18 protein-coding genes and 1 pseudogene are annotated in these 18,040 nt (G+C 59.0%); 13 read left to right on the top strand and 6 right to left on the bottom strand.

What is annotated here, in order from left to right:
- Positions 1-117 precede the first annotated feature (117 nt).
- Together ACOYO3_RS00945 and argG are read left to right on the top strand one after the other, a co-directional pair.
- Positions 118-1,119 carry an NAD(P)H-quinone oxidoreductase gene (locus ACOYO3_RS00945; RefSeq protein WP_002524526.1) on the top strand — a complete coding sequence of 334 codons (1,002 nt, stop codon included), beginning with the start codon at positions 118-120 and terminating at the stop codon, positions 1,117-1,119.
- 198 nt (positions 1,120-1,317) lie between these two features.
- A complete protein-coding gene (gene argG, locus ACOYO3_RS00940; protein WP_002524525.1) occupies positions 1,318-2,742 on the top strand; it encodes an argininosuccinate synthase in 1,425 nt (474 codons plus the stop codon).
- A 70-nt stretch (positions 2,743-2,812) separates the two neighbouring features.
- Here the strand turns inward: argG and ACOYO3_RS00935 are convergent, their stop codons facing one another.
- Complete coding sequence (locus ACOYO3_RS00935) at positions 2,813-3,013, bottom strand: hypothetical protein (protein ID WP_230606499.1); 201 nt, start codon at positions 3,011-3,013, stop codon at positions 2,813-2,815.
- Between ACOYO3_RS00935 and ACOYO3_RS00930 the strand changes: the two are divergent.
- Positions 2,937-3,095 (top strand): annotated as a pseudogene (locus ACOYO3_RS00930) (DUF4282 domain-containing protein); the annotation flags it as partial. The gene ACOYO3_RS00935 and the pseudogene ACOYO3_RS00930 sit on opposite strands and share 77 nt — an antisense overlap.
- 101 nt (positions 3,096-3,196) lie before the next feature.
- Positions 3,197-4,405: an MFS transporter gene (locus tag ACOYO3_RS00925; protein WP_002516269.1), complete on the top strand. Its 1,209-nt coding sequence runs from the start codon at positions 3,197-3,199 to the stop codon at positions 4,403-4,405.
- A gap of 48 nt (positions 4,406-4,453) precedes the next feature.
- On the opposite strand, the gene ACOYO3_RS00920 is transcribed toward ACOYO3_RS00925, so the two are convergent.
- Positions 4,454-6,613: a cation:proton antiporter gene (locus ACOYO3_RS00920; RefSeq protein ID WP_002518166.1), complete on the bottom strand. Its 2,160-nt coding sequence runs from the start codon at positions 6,611-6,613 to the stop codon at positions 4,454-4,456.
- A gap of 339 nt (positions 6,614-6,952) precedes the next feature.
- On the opposite strand from ACOYO3_RS00920, the gene ACOYO3_RS00915 reads away from it, so the two are divergent.
- The 9 genes from ACOYO3_RS00915 (at position 6,953) to ACOYO3_RS00875 (ending at position 13,826) form a co-directional block, all read left to right on the top strand.
- The gene (locus tag ACOYO3_RS00915; protein ID WP_002516189.1) at positions 6,953-7,519 is read left to right on the top strand and encodes a WhiB family transcriptional regulator; all 567 of its coding nucleotides are present in this window, start codon (positions 6,953-6,955) and stop codon (positions 7,517-7,519) included.
- Between the two features lie 72 nt (positions 7,520-7,591).
- Positions 7,592-8,347, top strand: a complete 756-nt coding sequence (locus ACOYO3_RS00910; protein ID WP_002519558.1) for an HAD family hydrolase — start codon at positions 7,592-7,594, stop codon at positions 8,345-8,347.
- A gap of 125 nt (positions 8,348-8,472) precedes the next feature.
- Positions 8,473-8,622, top strand: a complete 150-nt coding sequence (locus tag ACOYO3_RS00905) for a thiazolylpeptide-type bacteriocin (protein WP_002516220.1) — start codon at positions 8,473-8,475, stop codon at positions 8,620-8,622.
- A 93-nt stretch (positions 8,623-8,715) separates the two neighbouring features.
- Positions 8,716-9,678, top strand: a complete 963-nt coding sequence (locus ACOYO3_RS00900) for an ABC transporter ATP-binding protein (protein WP_427305715.1) — start codon at positions 8,716-8,718, stop codon at positions 9,676-9,678.
- Positions 9,668-10,402 carry an ABC transporter permease gene (locus ACOYO3_RS00895; protein ID WP_002519725.1) on the top strand — a complete coding sequence of 245 codons (735 nt, stop codon included), beginning with the start codon at positions 9,668-9,670 and terminating at the stop codon, positions 10,400-10,402. Before ACOYO3_RS00900 ends, ACOYO3_RS00895 begins: the two co-directional genes overlap by 11 nt.
- A complete protein-coding gene (locus ACOYO3_RS00890; RefSeq protein ID WP_014167110.1) occupies positions 10,399-10,596 on the top strand; it encodes a hypothetical protein in 198 nt (65 codons plus the stop codon). Before ACOYO3_RS00895 ends, ACOYO3_RS00890 begins: the two co-directional genes overlap by 4 nt.
- A 135-nt stretch (positions 10,597-10,731) precedes the next feature.
- Positions 10,732-11,316 (top strand): helix-turn-helix domain-containing protein, encoded by a 585-nt coding sequence (locus ACOYO3_RS00885; RefSeq protein WP_002519560.1) that lies wholly within the window; start codon positions 10,732-10,734, stop codon positions 11,314-11,316.
- Between the two features lie 24 nt (positions 11,317-11,340).
- Positions 11,341-12,069 carry a B3/B4 domain-containing protein gene (locus ACOYO3_RS00880; RefSeq protein WP_002524522.1) on the top strand — a complete coding sequence of 243 codons (729 nt, stop codon included), beginning with the start codon at positions 11,341-11,343 and terminating at the stop codon, positions 12,067-12,069.
- Positions 12,070-12,479: 410 nt separating this feature from the next.
- Positions 12,480-13,826 carry an adhesin gene (locus ACOYO3_RS00875; RefSeq protein ID WP_427305713.1) on the top strand — a complete coding sequence of 449 codons (1,347 nt, stop codon included), beginning with the start codon at positions 12,480-12,482 and terminating at the stop codon, positions 13,824-13,826.
- Between the two features lie 147 nt (positions 13,827-13,973).
- Here ACOYO3_RS00875 and ACOYO3_RS00870 read toward each other — a convergent pair whose 3' ends face one another.
- From ACOYO3_RS00870 to ACOYO3_RS00855, 4 genes are read right to left on the bottom strand one after another with little or no spacing between them, the layout of a single operon-like run.
- On the bottom strand, positions 13,974-15,461 hold the full coding sequence (locus ACOYO3_RS00870) for a purine-cytosine permease family protein (protein WP_193371708.1): 1,488 nt from the start codon (positions 15,459-15,461) through the stop codon (positions 13,974-13,976).
- 53 nt (positions 15,462-15,514) lie between these two features.
- Positions 15,515-15,817, bottom strand: coding sequence for a ferredoxin family protein (locus ACOYO3_RS00865; protein WP_002524518.1), 303 nt, complete (start codon positions 15,815-15,817; stop codon positions 15,515-15,517).
- Positions 15,817-17,187, bottom strand: a complete 1,371-nt coding sequence (locus tag ACOYO3_RS00860) for an FAD-dependent oxidoreductase (RefSeq protein ID WP_002524517.1) — start codon at positions 17,185-17,187, stop codon at positions 15,817-15,819. Before ACOYO3_RS00860 ends, ACOYO3_RS00865 begins: the two co-directional genes overlap by 1 nt.
- Positions 17,184-18,017, bottom strand: a complete 834-nt coding sequence (locus ACOYO3_RS00855) for an electron transfer flavoprotein subunit alpha/FixB family protein (RefSeq protein WP_002519729.1) — start codon at positions 18,015-18,017, stop codon at positions 17,184-17,186. Before ACOYO3_RS00855 ends, ACOYO3_RS00860 begins: the two co-directional genes overlap by 4 nt.
- Positions 18,018-18,040: the final 23 nt, after the last annotated feature.

Here is an 18,040-nt window from a genome sequence, read left to right as displayed (position 1 = left end):
ACTACCCGTTGAGAACCCTCATGTGTGGCATCTGTGGATAACGCCAGGAAACTGGGAAAACTTCGTCTGCGAGCGTGAAGGATTTGGGAGCGCTCACCCCTGTGGCAGGCTTAACACATGCATGTGATCACCGTCCGCCCGACCGACAAGACAGACTCCAAGGGGCGCCATCGTCCCGGCCCTGAATGCATTGAATGGACCGAGGTCCCCACACCGAAACCTGGCCCTGGGGAAGTCCTCGTCAAGGTGAAGGCGGCCGGCATTAACCGCGGCGACCTGCTGCAGCGCCAAGGCCTCTACCCGCCGCCGAAGGGCGTCTCGGAAACCATGGGCCTGGAGGTTACCGGCGTCATTTCCTCCCTCGGTCAAGACGTCACAGGCTGGTCCGAGGATGATGAGGTCATTGCGCTGCTAGCCGGCGGTGGTTACGCCGAGTACGTCATCGTCCCGGCAGGCCAACTCCTGCCCATCCCTGAGGGCATCGACCCGGTAACCGCGTCAACACTCATTGAGGTTACTGCCACTGTCATCTCCAACATGGACCACGTCGGCCTAGCCAGGGGTGAAACCTTCCTCGTGCACGGCGGCGCCGGCGGCATCGGCCAGTTCGCTATCCAATACGCCAAGTCGCTCGAATGCACGGTCATCACCACCTGTGGCACCGCCGAGAAGCAGGAGTTCTGCCGCACTCTCGGTGCCGACGTCGCCCTCGACTATCACGAGGACTGGGTTGCCGGCGTCAAAGACGCTACGGGGGGTCGTGGTGCCGACGTCATCCTCGACGTCATGGGCGCTAAGTACCTCGACCTCAACGTCGATGCTCTCGCTATTGGCGGGCGTCTCGACATCATTGGAATGCAGGGCGGCATCAAGGGAGAGCTCAATATTGCAAAGCTTCTCAACAAGCGCGCCCTCGTCACCGCTACTAGCCTGCGGCCTCGCCCCCTTGAAGAAAAAGCCAAGATTTGCCAGCGGGTCCGTGAGGTTGCATGGCCGCTCTACACCAATGGCAGCATCAAACCCGCCCCAGTTGAGTCCTTCCCCATGTCCGAGGCAGGCAGGGCCCACGAACGGCTCGAATCCGGTGAGGTGCTCGGCAAGGTTGCACTGACCCTCTGACGCCCTAAAACCCACAACGACCTGTCATGGCTGGCCCATGGCAGGTCGTTTTATGTTCTAGGCGTAGCCCCGATAGCTTCCCGGTCCAGCTATTCGCATCCCGTCCGCCAGCTGATAGCCCATACCTCATCATCTCCATCAACTTTCAGCTTAGCCAACCGCATATCCATTTGGGACGCTGCATATATATGCGCTAGAGTGGTTGCCGTGTCCAAGGTCATCACTCAGCTTCCCGTCGGCGAGCGCGTCGGCATCGCATTCTCCGGAGGACTCGACACCTCCGTCGCTGTCGCGTGGATGCGCGAAAATGGCGCGGTTCCGTGCACCTACACCGCCGACATTGGTCAGTACGACGAGCCCGACATCGCGTCAGTGCCGGGTCGCGCCCTCGACTACGGCGCTGAGATCTCCCGACTTGTCGACTGCAAGGCAGCGCTCGTCGAGGAGGGACTGAGCGCTATCGCGTGCGGCGCGTTCAACGTTCGCTCCGCCGGGCGCCCCTACTTCAACACCACCCCAATCGGTCGCGCCGTCACCGGCACTCTGTTGGTACGCGCTATGCATACCGACGACGTCTCCATTTGGGGCGACGGCTCCACCTATAAGGGCAACGACATCGAGCGGTTCTACCGCTACGGCTTACTCGCCAACCCGCAGCTGCGCATCTATAAGCCGTGGCTCGACGAAAACTTCGTCGCTGAACTCGGTGGCCGTGACGAGATGAGCGCCTGGCTTACCGCCCACAACCTGCCTTATCGCGACTCCAAGGAAAAGGCCTATTCCACCGACGTCAACATCTGGGGCGCCACCCACGAGGCCAAGAAACTTGAATCCCTGCACGTCTCCATCGAGTCCGTCAACCCGATCATGGGCGTCAAGTTCTGGGACCCAGACGTCAAGATCGATACTGAGGAGGTGACGGTCTCCTTCGAGCAGGGCCTGCCCGTCGCCATCAATGGCAAGGAATACGACGATAAAGTCGCCCTCGTTCTGGAGGCCAACGCCATCGGCGGTCGTCACGGCCTCGGTATGAGCGACCAGATCGAAAATCGCATTATTGAGGCGAAATCCCGCGGCATCTATGAGGCCCCGGGCATGGCCCTGCTCCACATCGCCTACGAACGTCTCGCCAACGCCATCCACAACGAAGACACTCTGGAGACTTATCACAACGAGGGGCGTCGCCTCGGGCGGCTGCTCTACGAGGGACGTTGGCTCGACCCGCAGTCCCTCATGATCCGTGAATCTCTCACCCACTGGGTCGCCAGCGCCATTACTGGATCGGTCACGCTCAAGCTGCGTCGTGGCTGGGACTACTCCATCCTTGACACCACCGGACCGAACTTCTCGTACCACTCTGAGAAGTTGTCGATGGAGCGCGTTGAGGGGGCTGCCTTCGGCCCGACCGATCGCATCGGCCAGCTCACGATGCGCAACCTCGATATCGCCGATACCCGCGAAAAGCTTGAGCTCTACTCCGCGCAAGGCCAGCTCGCCAGCCACGCCGACCTCGTTGGGCAGCTTGAGACCGGCGGCGCATCAGCTATCGCGTCCAACGGCGACGATGACGACGACAGCCAAAAGACTCTCGACGCTGCCGCAATGGAAGTTGGCGTCAACTGATCGCCACATGTTCGGGCCGCCCGGGATACCTGGTCGGCCCGAATGAGTTTTCTTGAGCCACCTCGCGCCATCAGAAAGGTGACTCATCACGTAACGCGCTACCGCTACGAGTAATAACCCGACGTCTCCCAGCCCTATCCATTATTTTCGCCGTCATCTTGTGGGCTGCTTTCAGCATCGCCTCATTAGCGTCAGATGATAAAGGCAGCACCCCGGTTGCCACCATGGCAATCATCTTCGGTTGGATTCCGTCATTTCTCTTCATTGCCATGACGAGGATGCAGACCGAATTTGTCATCGCACTCATCAGGACCAGCGAGAACTCAGCTTCTATCCGCAAAAGGTTGCGCTGACCGCACTATTGTGAGCGGGACTTCGTATCGTCTTGCGCAACCCCACTCAGACTTGGGTGGCGGCGAGGTACTAATACGTCGAATTGTTATAGAGTGCTTGGGTGCACGGTTACCGGGATGTCATCGCTATTCGGGAGGTGTGGACGACCCTCCTGTTGGCAGCCCTTATCCGGATCCCGATTTTCAGCCTCGGAATCGTCATGAGCGTCCATGTCGTCAGCTCGCTTCATCTGGATTACGTGCGCGCCGGAGCGGTAACGACTGTGGTGACCGTCGCGACCATGATTTCTGGACCATGGCGCGGCAGTATGGTCGACCGCCGCGGGCTGCGGCGCACGATGCTTCCCTCACTCATCACCACCACGATCGCGTGGGGACTGTGTCCCTGGCTAGGGTACTTCCCTCTTCTCGTGTTGTGCGCGATCGGCGGGCTGTGGAATTACCCCATCTTCACCATCCCGCGTCAGGTCCTTATGGCGGCTGTGCCTGCGTCACGACGTCGCGCGGCATTGTCACTCGATTCTGTGACCGTGGAGATCTGCTACATGATCGGCCCTACAGTTGCCATCATCGCAGCGACGACAATCGGAACCCGGATCACCATCACGGCATGCGGGTTCGTTGCCGCCATCGGAGCCATCGGCCTGATGGTCCTCAATCCCGCAACAACAGAGCCTTCTGAGGACAGCCCAGCCCGGCCTGCTACTCCGGCCTCAGCCGCGCCGATCGTCCCGGCGCCACATAGCCGCAAGATGGCGTGGCTATCCCCCCGGTCAGCATCCATCCTCTTCGCAGTCGTTGCCACCGGATTTTGTCTTGGGGGACTTGAGTTGACGGCAGTCGCCGAGATGAGGTCAATGGGCCACCCCGAAATGATCGGTTGGGTGCTGGCCGCATCCGGGTTTGGGTCAGCCATCGGCGGCACACTGTACGGGGCCTTGCCTCGAGGCGCATCGACCGCGCTTCTCCTCGTCTTCCTAGGGACGCTAACCGCCTTACCAGCCTTGTCGCGCGGCCCAGCGTCAACAGCCATCCTGCTATTTGTGGGCGGGGTGTTCTGCGCTCCGACGATTACGTCCTCCATCGATGCGCTGACCGATCTAGTGCCCGCAGACTCACGAGGCACCATCATCGGATGGCAGGGATCATGTCTCAACGGCGGGACGGCCCTGGCAGCCCCGCTCATCGGCGCCATTATGGACGCCACCGGCTGGCAGTGGGGATTCCTAGTCGCTGGAATCGCAGGCGCCGTTATTGGAGCCACCGTGTGGACGGCGGAGAGAGTTGTCCGGAAGCGCCAGGCCGTGTGAGTGGAGCTGGGGACGGCACCAAGGGGAACGAACGTCCTCAGCTGTCCCTCACCACTCGCTCGGTGAGTCCGCAGAAACCGGCGACGGCCTTCCCGGGCTCAACTCATCGAATCGCGGCCGAACCGGATCCTCGACTCCCCCACTAGCCTCCGAGGTCTGCTCAGGCTTCTCACCCTTGTCACCATGGTCAACTGTGGTGTCAGCCGGATCACCAGCAGTCGCGCTAGCGGCCGCTTTATTCTTCCCTTCAGCCGCTCTGCGGTCGGCGTCAATGCGATCTCGCACCGCCTCTTCTGAAGATGGCACCGACATCGTCTGTCGCCTCGGCTGCTCCTCCTGAGCGGCAACAGGCTCCGGAGCGTCTTTCCACTCGTCACCTAGATAAATGATGGTGTCGTCCTCTTTGGGAGCACTCATCCCGTTGGTGGCAACGTTCACCGAAGAAGGCTTAACAACAAACATCACCACAGCGTCCGGCATGGCCTCCCGGAACATTTCCCAGTTGCGGTTTTCGTCCAGTTTGACCCGTCGTACCCGCTTGCCATTACGCCACATCTTGTCCATCGCTGAGTGCGAAGTCGGGGGGTCAAAGGCCGTCCTTGCTTTGAGGATCTGCGCCGTGCCGGTAGTGGCGTCACCGTCATCTCTCTCATCCATCCGCTCCAGCTGGAAGACGTTCGCCCGTCCCAACGCACGCCGATAGTGCACGGACGCAATTGAATTGGTGTCGTCATCCGGCGTGCATGCCACCATCGAAGCGATTCCGGCAAGGTCCATATCTTCGGTGGCATATTCAGATAGAAAATCCGCAGCCTCGCATCTCAGACCAGCTTTACGTACCGCGTACAGGTCATACGCACGTCGGGTGACGATGAGAGTCGGCACATCGAAATCGCGTAGGGTCTTGGCGGTATCGATAGTCCAGGCAGGTGACCCCGCAAACATCACTCCACGCGGACTCGCAGAGGCCAGCCCGAGTTTCTCGGCGAGTCTTCCAATACCCAGACCGTAGATAGCGACAGTACAGACGATCACGAGGAAGACCAGCGGTACGAGTCGGTCGACTTGGCTGGCCATACCAGCGATCTGGTTAGCAAAGGAGAACAACCGCTTGGAATGTTCCGGATCAGATGCGGCGATCTGCTTCGCCTGCTCCCGCACGTGGTCGGCGGACTCACTGAACTGCATGGCAAAAATCGACGCCACCGACGCCGCCACGATTCCTCGCGGGGCCATGAACGACATCAGGGTGCGTTCTTGACGGGTCGTCTCGGTGCCGACCAACCCCAACAGCACCGAAGCGGGCCGAATGACGAGCACAAGCAGCGCAACGAAAATCAGGCCGGCAGACAGAATGTCGAGGATCTGAGAGGGGGTCACGCGTCCTGCAAGCATGATGAACAGGACGCCAACGAGGAGCACCTGCAGGTGTTCCTTGAACTCGATGACGGGCTCAAGCTCGAGGTTGCGCTGGTTCGCCAGGTAGATGCCGAGCATCGTAACGGCGACCAGGCCCGATTCCTCCCGAATAACGTTAGCGCCAACACACGTCCCAACGGCGACCCCGACAAAAATCACGCCTTGTAGGAAGTCCGGGATGAGGTGCCGTCTCATCATCGCGGTGACGATCCACCCGATAGGGCCAGCGAAGAGCAGCCCGACCAATAGGGTGAGCCCCAGGTTCAAGACGCCTTGCCCGATGGAAGACCCGTCGATGCTGGTTATGGCCTGATACACCAGTAATGCCAGGATGGCGCCGAGCGGATCGACGACGATTCCTTCCCACCTCAACAGAGCACTCACTCGCCGGGTAGGACGCAACTGACGCAGGATCGGGTTAATCACCGTTGGGCCGGTGACGATGAGGATCGCGCCCAGCAGCAGGGAAACGCGGCCATCAAACCCCAATGCCATCGCCGCGCCGGTGATGAGAACCCACGCCAGCCCTGCGGTGACGGTGCACAGCTGAAAAATCGGTCGCCCGAGGTCACGGACTTCGCGCAGCTTGAGTCCAAGTGACCCCTCGAAGAGGATAATCGCTACTGAAAGGTTGACACCATCGAATAGCAGCTTCCTCCCGAAGATCTCATCGGGAGTGACCCACTGTCCGAGGGCGAAGCCGATCACGAGGAGGAACAGCAGCGCGGGAAGGCGTAACCGCCATCCGAGCCACTGGGCACCGACCGCGAGTACCAGTACAAGTGCCATGTATGTTGTCGCATCCACCTGAGCACTCTAACCGGGATAACGGCGGTTTTCCCACGCGGGATCCACTACGGAGTGGACACCGTAGGCATATAGACGAAAGTCGAACGTCCAAATAACATCCTATCCAAAAGTACACATCCAGCTGTTTTGAAACCCCCCTTCTCATTCGCCTCTAGCAGCGAAAAACTCCGAATTGAATCTGTTTACATCGGCCTGACAAGCGCGTTTGGACATCCAATTTGATCACTGTCAACGTCAGATGAAGTTGCGAAAAGCGCTTGTAGCATCACTGGCAGTTGACGTCGAACAGCCGCCTTGGCCCATTGGAAAGGAGCCATCGTGAATCGGATGAACGATCGAACTCTTCCATCCTGCGCCAACCTCAGAGCGGTCTTCCAACATCCCTTGCTCGAGGGCGATAGCACTGCCGCGACGCCCGACGACCAGCAACTGGAGCGCACTCTGCAGGCCCGCGCTCGCGCCGCCTGCTCTACCTGCCCTCTTTTTGAACAGTGCTTGGAGAACGCCATCCTCGATCACGACGTCGCTGGGTTCGCTGCTGGAACAACGCCGCGCCAACGCTCCCGCATCCGCTCCTACCTCGGCGTCAAGGTGCGCCCTGACGATTTGGAGTCTTTCGCCGGAATCATCGGTCGCGGCCATCAAGTTGCCACTCAGGACGTCATGAGGCTTCGCCGGGCTCACCCCGACCAGCCACTGAGCTTCATCGCAGACCGTCTCGGCTGCTCACTATCCACCGTGAAACGGCACCTGCGGCGGGCACGCGACACCTCGCTGGCTCCACGCCGCGAGAGGTCTTCGAGGGTCACTGCAACCCGTCTGGCTGCTGCCTACGAGTCAGTGACCGGTCGGCCCCACCCAGGTCGTGCAACGTTGGCTGCCTGAGAACGTCACGTTTTATTCACCGCTTGATCATCGCATGGTGGCAAGCTGGCTGGCATGACATTTACTCCTCGCATGGTGGCCCTCGATATTGACGGGACCCTCGTCAATCATCAGGGGGAGCTTCCGCACGCGGTCCGTGAGGCGGTCGCCAAGATTGATGTTCCCGTCGTCCTGGCGACCGGGCGAGGCCTGTTCGGCGCGGTCCCGATCCACGAAGCACTCGGTCTGCAAGGCGGACACGCGGTGGTGTCCAATGGCGCCGTCACCGCGACGATGTCCCCACTCAAGGTTCAAACCGAGATCACCTTTGACCCGCGTCCAATCATTGACCACGTCATGGACGTCTATCCCCAGGCGCTCATCGCCGTCGAAGAAGTTGGCGTCGGGTATCGACTCAACCAGCTCTTCCCCGTCGGGGAGTTGCAGGGCGAGCTCCACATCGAATCGATTGAGAAGTTGGCATCACGCCCTGCCCCACGGGTGATCATCCGTGATCCCAACGGTTACGCCGACTCCTTCCAGGACCTGGCGCACAGCCTCGACCTCCACAGCGTGTCCTACGTCATCGGCTGGTCAGCTTGGCTCGACATCACCCCAGAGGGAGTCACCAAAGCTTCTGCCCTTGACGCTCTATGCCGCCTCAAAGGGATCGACCCGAAAGACGTCCTAGCCATTGGTGACGGCAACAACGACATTGAAATGCTGCAGTGGGCCGGGCGCGGCGTAGCCATCGGAGACGCCTCCGAACAGGTCCAAGCCGCCGCCGACGACATCGCGCCATGTTTTGAGGACGGCGGCACCGCGGTTGAGTTGGGGCGGTGGTTCTGAGGCGAGGGCGTCATCCATGACCACTACCTGTACTTTTGGACACTTTGTGATGTATTTTCGGTCAGCATCACCCTCACCTCTAGCACTTACTTACACAGTCAATCATTTCCCCACAAGGCAAGATCATGGATCTTCAAGAACTCGCTTCCGAACTCAACAATTTCGATACCGAAACCTTCGAAGTTAAGGACTACATTGATTACGCTGAAATGGCATTCGGCTCTACCTGTTCCTCGTCCTCCTGCACGTCCACCTGCAGCTCAACGTCGTCCTGAACCACCAGTGAACAACTCGAATTTCAGCCTAGTCCGACATGCAGCTGAGCCCCCTTCGCTCTCGGATCATTCCCGTAGCGAACCACTCCATTGATGGTGTGGGGTGCCCACCTGGTGCCCCACCCCCAAGTACAGAGAGATCAACACATGGTCGACCACGTGGTTGATGTCCACGACATCACCGTCACTATCAAAGGCAGAACAATTCTGTCGAATTTGAGCATCCAGGTTGAGGAGGGAACGTTCCACGGAATCATCGGACCCAACGGAGCCGGCAAGACGACCCTGTTCAACGCCATACAGGGATTCCGTAAACCCGCTCAAGGATCAATCGAACTCTTAGGTCACTCCCCGTACCCACGCAATCTTGACCTGCTGACGCAGATTGGTATTCAACCACAACGACCGGCCTTTTTCCCTCACACCACCCTGCGCGAACACCTCTGCGCCGTCGCCGACATCTACGCAGTAGCTGCGTCGAGGGTTGACGACCTCATTGGGGCCCTCGGTCTGAGTCATGCCTCCCGTACGCGTGTCGAGAAACTGTCGGGAGGAGAGCGTCAACGACTGGCCGTGGCTACCGCCCTAGTGCATCGTCCCGCTGTCCTGTTCCTCGACGAACCCACTGCCGGTCTGGACCCAGAAGCTCGCGCTGGTCTGGTCTCCCTGCTGCAATCGACCGACCTGCTGCACATGACAACTCTGTACACCACCCACCACCTTGACGAGGCAGAACGGCTGTGTGACACCGTCTCCATCATCGAAAACGGGCGAATCATCGTCAGCGAAAGCCCCAGCACCCTCATCCGCGAAGCCGATCTGGGCGCCACCGTGCTGCTGCCCAACGCGCTCCACCAGGCAGACGACATCGCTGCTTTAGCCGGACAATCCAATGTGCGTGTCACCCGAGACGGCGTCTCCATTCGCACCCACGACACAGCTGGCCTGTTCGCCACCCTGTCAAACCACCACATCAACACACGCGGCGCCCAGGTCCACGAAGGTCACCTCGAAAACGTTTACCTCCAACTCACAGGCAAGGATCATGTCGACTAAATCACGAGCCCTCACCCGTGTCCTCCTGCGCGACGACCTGCGAGATTGGTCGACGCTGATATTCACCTTCATCTTCCCCTCAGTCCTGCTCGTCGTTCTCATACTCACCATCGCTGATCGCGTGCCCGGTATGGATCTCACCGGCGAGATCAGTTCCAATGTCATAGCCTTCGGGGCATCTTTCGTCGGCATTTTCTCCGGAGCTTCCCACCTGGCCACCTGGCGGGAAAACGGAATGTTTACCGTTATGCGAACCTTCCCGTTATCGTCACGCACCGTCTTGACGTGCCAGGCACGTTCTGGAGTCGTCATGCTCATCACTCAGGCAGCCCTGTTGGTTGTCGTCGCAGTCTCGATGGGTATGCGCCTCAAGGTCACCGCACTCGCAGCCGTGATACCACTCGCATTGGGATACTTGCTGTTCTTTACCCTTGGCGTGCTCTTAGGGATCCTCCTGCCCACCATGGCCGGAGTCTCCATGGCTGCCAACGTAATTATCCTCGGTTTGGGCTTCCTCGGCGGTGCCATCATGCCAGTGACATTGCTTCCTCACTGGGCACAAATCGTCGCGCCGTGGACACCCATCTACCACCTGCGCGAAGCTGCCACCATGCCACTCATCGGTGTCGGCACGTGGATCAAAGCCGGAACAGGAATGGCATACCTGCTCGGTGTCACCGCGCTCTTGGCCATCGTTTCCGAACGCACCATGCGATGGGAATGAGCAACGTCGTCTCGATGGCGATCCCGAGCGGTTTCCTCGTCTGCATCGGAACCAAAGATGAACGTATCCTCAGTTCCGACGAACTGCGGCAGCGGTGGATGCGAACACGTCCAGACCTCCATAGCGTGTCCTACATCACCGGACTATTCGATGAGGGCGGCACTGCCAACGAGCTCAATCGGTGGTTCGCCTGAAACCTCTACCGACGCGACCCTCAACCACCTGCCACGAGGGCTCCCCGGACCTCCGCTGAGTGGCAACATCTCCCGTGTGTTGCAGTTTCAACCGGAATAACTGCGCTGCCCACAAAGTGCAGTATCATGCACTGTATGGACACGGGCGCAGAGCCATTGGCACATGCGATCGGCGCACGGGTCAAGCAACAGCGCATGACCCGGAGATGGACGCTCGATCAGCTCGCCAGCTACGCCGGGGTGAGCCGCCGCGTGCTCGTAAACGTCGAGCAGGGCGCAGTGAATCCACGCGTAGGCACCCTGCTACGACTCTCGGACGCGCTCGGCGTCGGGCTCCCAGCCCTCGTGGAACCCCCGGCTTCGCGCACCCCGAAACTCACCCGTAATGGGCAGGGCGCTGCCCTCTGGACTGGCGAAGCAGGCGGCAAGGGCATGCTGGTCGCGGGCACGGAGCCGCCGGATGTGGTCGAACTGTGGGACTGGACGCTCGCGCCCGGTGAGCGTCACGACAGCGAAGCGCACAGCGACGGCACCCGAGAACTCCTGCACGTGCAGGAGGGGACAGTCATAGTCGAGGTCGACGGAAACCGCTACGACCTTGCACCCGGCGATGCGTTGTCGTTCTACGGCGACGCCGCCCATGCCTACATAAACTCAACCGATAATTCTGCCCGGTTCTCACTGACGGTGTTCGAGCCGGACGTGGGAACCGCACACTGAAAGGAAACCCCGATGCCTGAACCCATGACTCCCGAGACCTTCCTCGACGCCTGCACAGTGGACGAGGCCGTATTCGAACTGCGCCCAGACTACCGAGCCCTGCTGCTCGTGGTCGACGGCCTCACCCCGCCTGCATCCGGAGAGGGCAACAACATGGTCGACACACTCATCGCTCAGGCGGAGGCCCACGCGCGTAATCTCCTGGCAGATTCGCCAGTGAATGAGCTTGCGCATATCGCCTCGTGGCGGGAGGCATTTCGGGGCTTCGGGGCGAAGCCACAGCGCACGCGCAACTGTCTCGAAGCCCTCACCCGCCGCGCCGAGAAAGGTCTACCGCGGGTGAACGCGCTTACTGACGTCTACAACGCGATCTCGGTGCTGCACCAGATTCCCCTCGGCGGCGAGGACCTTCATCGCTACAACGGCCCGGCACGTCTGATCCGTGCCACGGGACAAGAATCGTTCGACACGACCGCGAACGGAGAGGCCATGATCGAGCACCCTGAAATCGGTGAGGTCATCTGGTGCGACGACGCCGGGGTGACGTGCCGGCGGTGGAATTGGCGGCAGGGTCGACGCACCGGCCTCACCGATACCACTCGGACGGCGTTGTTCATCCTCGACGCCCTCGCCCCAGTTACCGACGAGGAACTGCACGCCACCAGCGACGCACTCATTGAGGCGCTGGCGAACCTAGGCGAAAACGTGCAGACCACAACACGGCTGATAGGCGCGCAACCCAGCGGGAACTGACGACGAAATCACGATCATCACACTCACTGTGCTCGATTCGACCGGCCACCATGCCTATCACCTGGGCGAACATACCCACATTGCAGAGCTGACCGTCGAGCATACGAGATCAACACTCACGTCCACCGGCATCAAAGGCCTGCGCAGCTCACGCGTCCTCACCCGTGTGAGATACGTCGCAAGTAGGCTCCATCAGTATCGCTGACTGGATGCTTATCACCACGTTCAAAGTACGCGCATGTAATTCGTACACCTATGCAATAAAAGCAGCCGTGTGGGTTTTAGTGTGATTATTTTTGTTCGTGTCGGTAATCGACATATGCGAAAAAGGCGAGCTGTCTTAGTGGTAGCATTTCAGCTTGTTAACCGCAGGTTAGCTATCACCAAGTTTCCAACCCCTAGGAGAAACGATGCGTCGAACAAGAATCACTGTGGCAGCTGTGACAGCAACTGCCTTAATCGGCTCACTATCAGCTATCACCCCCCTCCCCGCGAATGCTGCTTCTAACGGGAACAGCTCCATAACCCAGTCAGCTGCCTTCAGCCCCCGCGCCACGACAAAGATCAGCGAGGACTGCCGCAAAGCCATCATCAACGACCTGAAACTGCGCGGCGCGATCGTCGGAGCACTCGTCAAGGCTGGACTCAGCGCAGCCGACGCAGCCGCCCTGGCCCCCCGTATCGCCGCCGAAATGGCAGCAGAGGGTACCCTTACCATCAACCATCACCGACTGAAGGTCCTCGTCGCTTCCCAGCTGGGCCTCGTAGCAGACGCTGCGGTCCAACACGCAGCTGCAGCCATCGACCTCAGCTTCAAGGCCATCCTAGGCGCGTCGATCATCCCCAACGCACTAGGATCAGCCGCGTTCAAGAACGCGGTCATCGCAAACCTCGTCGCTGCTGGTATCGACAAGCACCTGGCACGAGCCACCGCCGTGGCGATCGTCGCCACCGCACTGAACCCCGCCCTCGGGCCCATCGCGAAGTTCGAACTCATCAAAGCTGAGATCGCCGCCCAAGCAGCTCTTCTCATCCGAAGGGGCGTCCATCTCCAGAAGGCAGCCATCGAGCACGTCATCGGCCGCGCCTTCGACGCCGCTGTCGCGACCGCGATTATCAGCTCTCCGATCCTGAGTGCACGCATCGTCACTCACCTGGTCAGGGCTGGAATAGACAAGTCCATTGCCATCAGCCTTGCACCGCATATCGTCAAGCGCCTGGCCAAGGAGCCGCTACTGGCGTTCAACACCGCCAAGCTCGTCAAGGACATCGCCCGGCAAATCGTCGACATCCGCAACACCCAGGAAGCCATAGCAGTCTACAAGCAACTCAAGGCTGAACTACCAACCCTGGACGGACTCGTCCAGAAGGCCTGCACCCCCGAGCCGACTCCTACGCCGACACCGGCTCCTACGCCGACCCCGACTCCTACGCCGACACCGGCTCCGACACCGACACCGGCTCCGACACCGACACCGACACCGGCTCCGACACCGACACCGGCTCCGACACCGACACCGGCTCCGACACCGACACCGGCTCCGACACCGACACCGGCTCCGACACCGACACCGGCTCCGACACCGACACCAACGCCCACTCCAACACCGACCCCAACCCCAACCCACGGGGCCACAACCACCACGCCGATCAGCCGGACAACGGACCGCCACAACCTCGGGTCTCATCACACCCGCATCGCGGCCCCCGCACTGATCCACGCGAAGGCCCTCCCAGCAACAGGAACGGGAGCCTGACAGCCTCAGGAAACAACGCAAGGTTCCTCTCACAACTAACAATGGTCGTGGTCCCACAAGCCTGTGGACCACGACCATTTACATTCCCCCAAGCAAATGACTCGCATACGGGTGTTCTCCAGGAACAACCACAGCAAAATCACCAACCTACCGAGAAACAATGCTTGGATCCAGCTCCACATCCTTCGGATAGACTATCTCCAAGGGGTAATCAAACGCTCGTCTGCCAAGCGGAAAATATACCAACGCTGTAACAACAAGGCCCACGAGCCACGAGATGTCCGCTCCACCCATCGCTGCGGCGACCGGCCCCACATAAAAGGCCTGAGAGATGAACGGAATCTGCACAACCACGCCTAGCAAATAAACAACAATGGTCGGCCAGTGGAGCTTGCCATAACGGCCCCTCGGAGTGTACAGCGCAGGAATGTCAATACAGCCACGACATATAAGGTAATAGTTCAGCAAGTTGATCGCCGACCATGGCAGGAAAAACATCAGCAGAGTCAAGATGAAAGACTTGAAAACTTGCAGAAAATCCGACGACGCCGCGAGCGCCGTCAGGACAACCACAACATTGAAACCAATCACGAAACCGAAACGAGTCTTCGGAGAGACACTACTCTTACCGGTGAAACCCGAAAGAGCTGTCGACAACGCCATGACTCCGCCATACGCATTCAAGGTGTTGATGGTCAGCTTGCCAATCACAATGGAGATGAAAACCAAGATCGCCAAAACACGATTCTGGGCAAGGTTCCCCATAAACCCAACCTGATCGCCAATGAAAGCTTGACCACCAGCAGCAGCAATGAACACACCCAGCGTCATCGAAATCGTAGCTCCAAGTACTGATCCCGCGAAGGGACCGAACCACGCACTCCCAAACTTCGTGTCACGGGGAAGATAGCGTGAGTAATCACTGGCATACGGTGCGTAAGTCAACTGCCATCCTGCCGCTAAAGCAATCGACAGGAGGAAAGGCACCACCGAGAAGTGCACATCGGTCAGCTGCGGCCCAAAGGAACTCACTTGGAACAGACGAACCGCGACATAAAGCAGCCCCAGGAGGCCAATTGTCGATGACACCTTCCCCAGCTTGTGGATTAGGTCATACCCAAACATGGCAATAATTGCCGTCAGAGCTGCAAAAACCAGTATTCCGATCCACCTGGACTGGACACCAAATGCATTGTTGATAGCTTGTCCAGCCAAGACAGTTCCAGTAGCAGCGAAGCCAAAGTAGAGAAGCAGTACGAGAAACAGCGGAAGCACAGCACCATAAACGCCAAACTGTGCCCGCGAACTGATCATTTGTGGGAGCCCCAGCGCGGGCCCCTGAGCGGAATGGAGCGCCATAACAGCGCCGCCGATGACTTGCCCAATAAAAAGGCCAATTATCGCCCATACAACATCGGCCCCGAAAACAATCGCCAAAGCACCATTCACGACAGCCGTAATCTGCATATTCACTCCGAACCACAGTGTGAACTGACTCTTCGGAGCGCCGTGCCTTTCGTCGTCAGGAACCATATCAATCGTTCGCTTCTCAACACCGCGACCAGCCCCAGAAGCGGTTGGAGCCGTATTTCCATGACGAATTTCATCCTGAGCACTATTTGGCGCGGACACCACAATTCCTCCTACCGAGCGACGGCCATGTCGCTTTACAGTCGCCCACAAGGACTTCATCCTTCTCTGAACGAGATACCCATTGCACCTGCGGGATAGTGCCATTCAAGCGAGCCTGGCGCAGCAACCGCCAGACAAGTGCCACACTCCAGACACGCTGCGTACTCCACGGAAATAGTGCCATCGGACTCCTCTGAATACACGTGCGCCGGACACACTCGCACCAATAGCTTTCCCGTACCTGTTCCGCGCGCAATGTCTTGGTTAACATGAATGTGGCTGTTATCCTCATCCACGTCATAATGATTTTTTGCAAGACGACAGGCTACAGACCCGAAACCATCACTTTTTGCTGTCATCACAATGCCCTCATTGCTCTGAACCCGATTGAGGCGATCTGGGAAAAACTCAGGTTCGATGACCTCACCGCAGAGGCTACCGTCGGAAGTAAGTGTTTTCGAGGGGTCATATCGAGACCATAAATCTTATACATCACGTCCGCCGCGAGCTGACCGACATCGTCGTACATTTCTGGAGATTCCAGGAATGCCGGGGCGTTCCGATAAGTATTCATGTCGCGACCCACGAAACTTTCATTGCAAGTGGAGATATAACCATCCAGAGTCCCATGACCGACATCATGGTTACGCAAGGCTAGATCAACCGATTTCGCAGCGGCGAGGGCGGAACCTGCAGCGAGGTCCATCCCCCGTACCGTAAACCCAGTGTTCAGCGTAAAGCCGGCAGCGTCGCCGACGATCAAGAGCCCTGGCGCAACCAGGTCGTGCTGCATACTGGCACCACCTTCAGCTACAAGATGACAGCCGTATTCCAGCAGCTCGCCACCAGCAAGGAGTGGCGCAACAACCGGGTGCGTCAAGAAGTGGTCGTGCAGCTGCGAGCTTGACTCCCCACTCCTTTCTAAATCATCCAACCGTAGGACGATCCCGGCTGACACGCTGTCAATATTCGTGTAAAGGAACCCACCTCCCCCAACACCTTTCGTGCAGTCACCGACAACCGCGTACGCTGCCCCCTCGCCGTTCTTAACTTGGAACCGTTCTTCGATGACTTTCGGGTCAAGGCCAATTACCGACTTCACGCCGACGGCAAGATTGTTCTTAGGCTCCGGTCCACGGAGCCCAGCGTCACGACTCAGAAATGAATTCACACCGTCGGCAGCAATGACCACACGCGAATACAACTCATCGTCACCAGCTCGAACCCCGACGAACTGCCCATCACGCTCGATCAACGAGTCAACGCGAACACCTGACATCACAGTGACGCCAGCTTCCTCGCATTTTTCCGACAGCCACGGATCAAGTTTCGCCCGAAGGACGGTAACAGCGTTAACGGGGTCCACGAGTCGCGCATCTCGATAATCAACTGCAACAGACGAATCCCTATTCAGAAACATCAGTTGGTTGCGAATGATCTTGCGCTCGACCGGAGCATCTCGAAGGAAGTTCGGAAATATCTCCTCAAGGACCCGACAGTAAAGAACACCTCCTGAGAGATTTTTGCTTCCAGGTTCTCGGCCACGCTCGACAAGGAGTACTTCGTGCCCCTCACCAGCTAGCTCGTACGCCGCGACGGCACCAGCCACACCACCCCCGACGACAATGACATCGAAATCAGGCTCAACGCCCGGGACATCCCACAACGGCGGCGGTGTCTCCGAAGGCTGGGAGCCCACACCCCGCAACAGTTCTGCGATCCCAGTCATCGCGCCAATGCCTTTGTCAGCTCGGGAAGAACTGCATAGAGGTCTCCGACAATTCCATAATCAGCCTGCTCAAAAATAGGCGCATCTGAATCCGAATTGATAGCGACGACAGTCTGGGACTTATTCATGCCGACAACATGCTGCAGCTGGCCAGAAATTCCCACCGCAATGTAGAGCTCAGGTGAAACCTGTGCTCCGGAGATTCCTACGTAGAGTTTCTTCTCAAACCAGCTCACCCCTTCAGCTAGAGGACGCGAACACGCGAGCTCCGCACCTAACTGTGCAGCCAAGTCATGCGCAATATGAAGGTCTGCCTCCTCACGAAAACCGCGTCCACAAGCAACAATGCGTTTCGCAGCAGCCAGATTCGTGGCCTGGCTACCAGCCTTGTCACTGGAGACCACGGTGGCCCCATCTACGGTTGCGCTCACCTGCGTCAGCTCAGGGCATGGTCCCTCAGATGGCCCCCCAGGTTCGCACACGAACACGATCGGCGTGGAAAGCGAGAGCGTCTGCTCCAACACACCACCCAACTGCAGCACAGTAGCCTTGCCAGCTTCCAGCTCTTGCAGACCACGATAAATGGGTGCGTCAAGCTGGACAGCCACCGCAGCTGCAAGAACACGGTCCGCAGAAGAAGTGCCAGCAAGGACCACATCGCCGGGCTCAGCTGCGACCTGTTCCGCCGCGAATCCAGCCACCGCCTCGACCGGCACCGCTGCCGGAAGTTCAATCTGAACAACGCGATCGGCCCCGGAAAAACGATCGGCAGCCACACCAACAGCCACTACGACCGTGCTGTCACCTCTCTGGCCAGTCAACTCCAGCATATGAGAAATGTTTGGCTGCGCAG

Origin of the sequence: Cutibacterium sp. KBN10P07758, assembly GCF_050286205.1 — a bacterium.
GTDB lineage: Bacteria > Actinomycetota > Actinomycetes > Propionibacteriales > Propionibacteriaceae > Cutibacterium > Cutibacterium acnes.
This window is presented reverse-complemented; position numbering and strand designations above follow the sequence as displayed.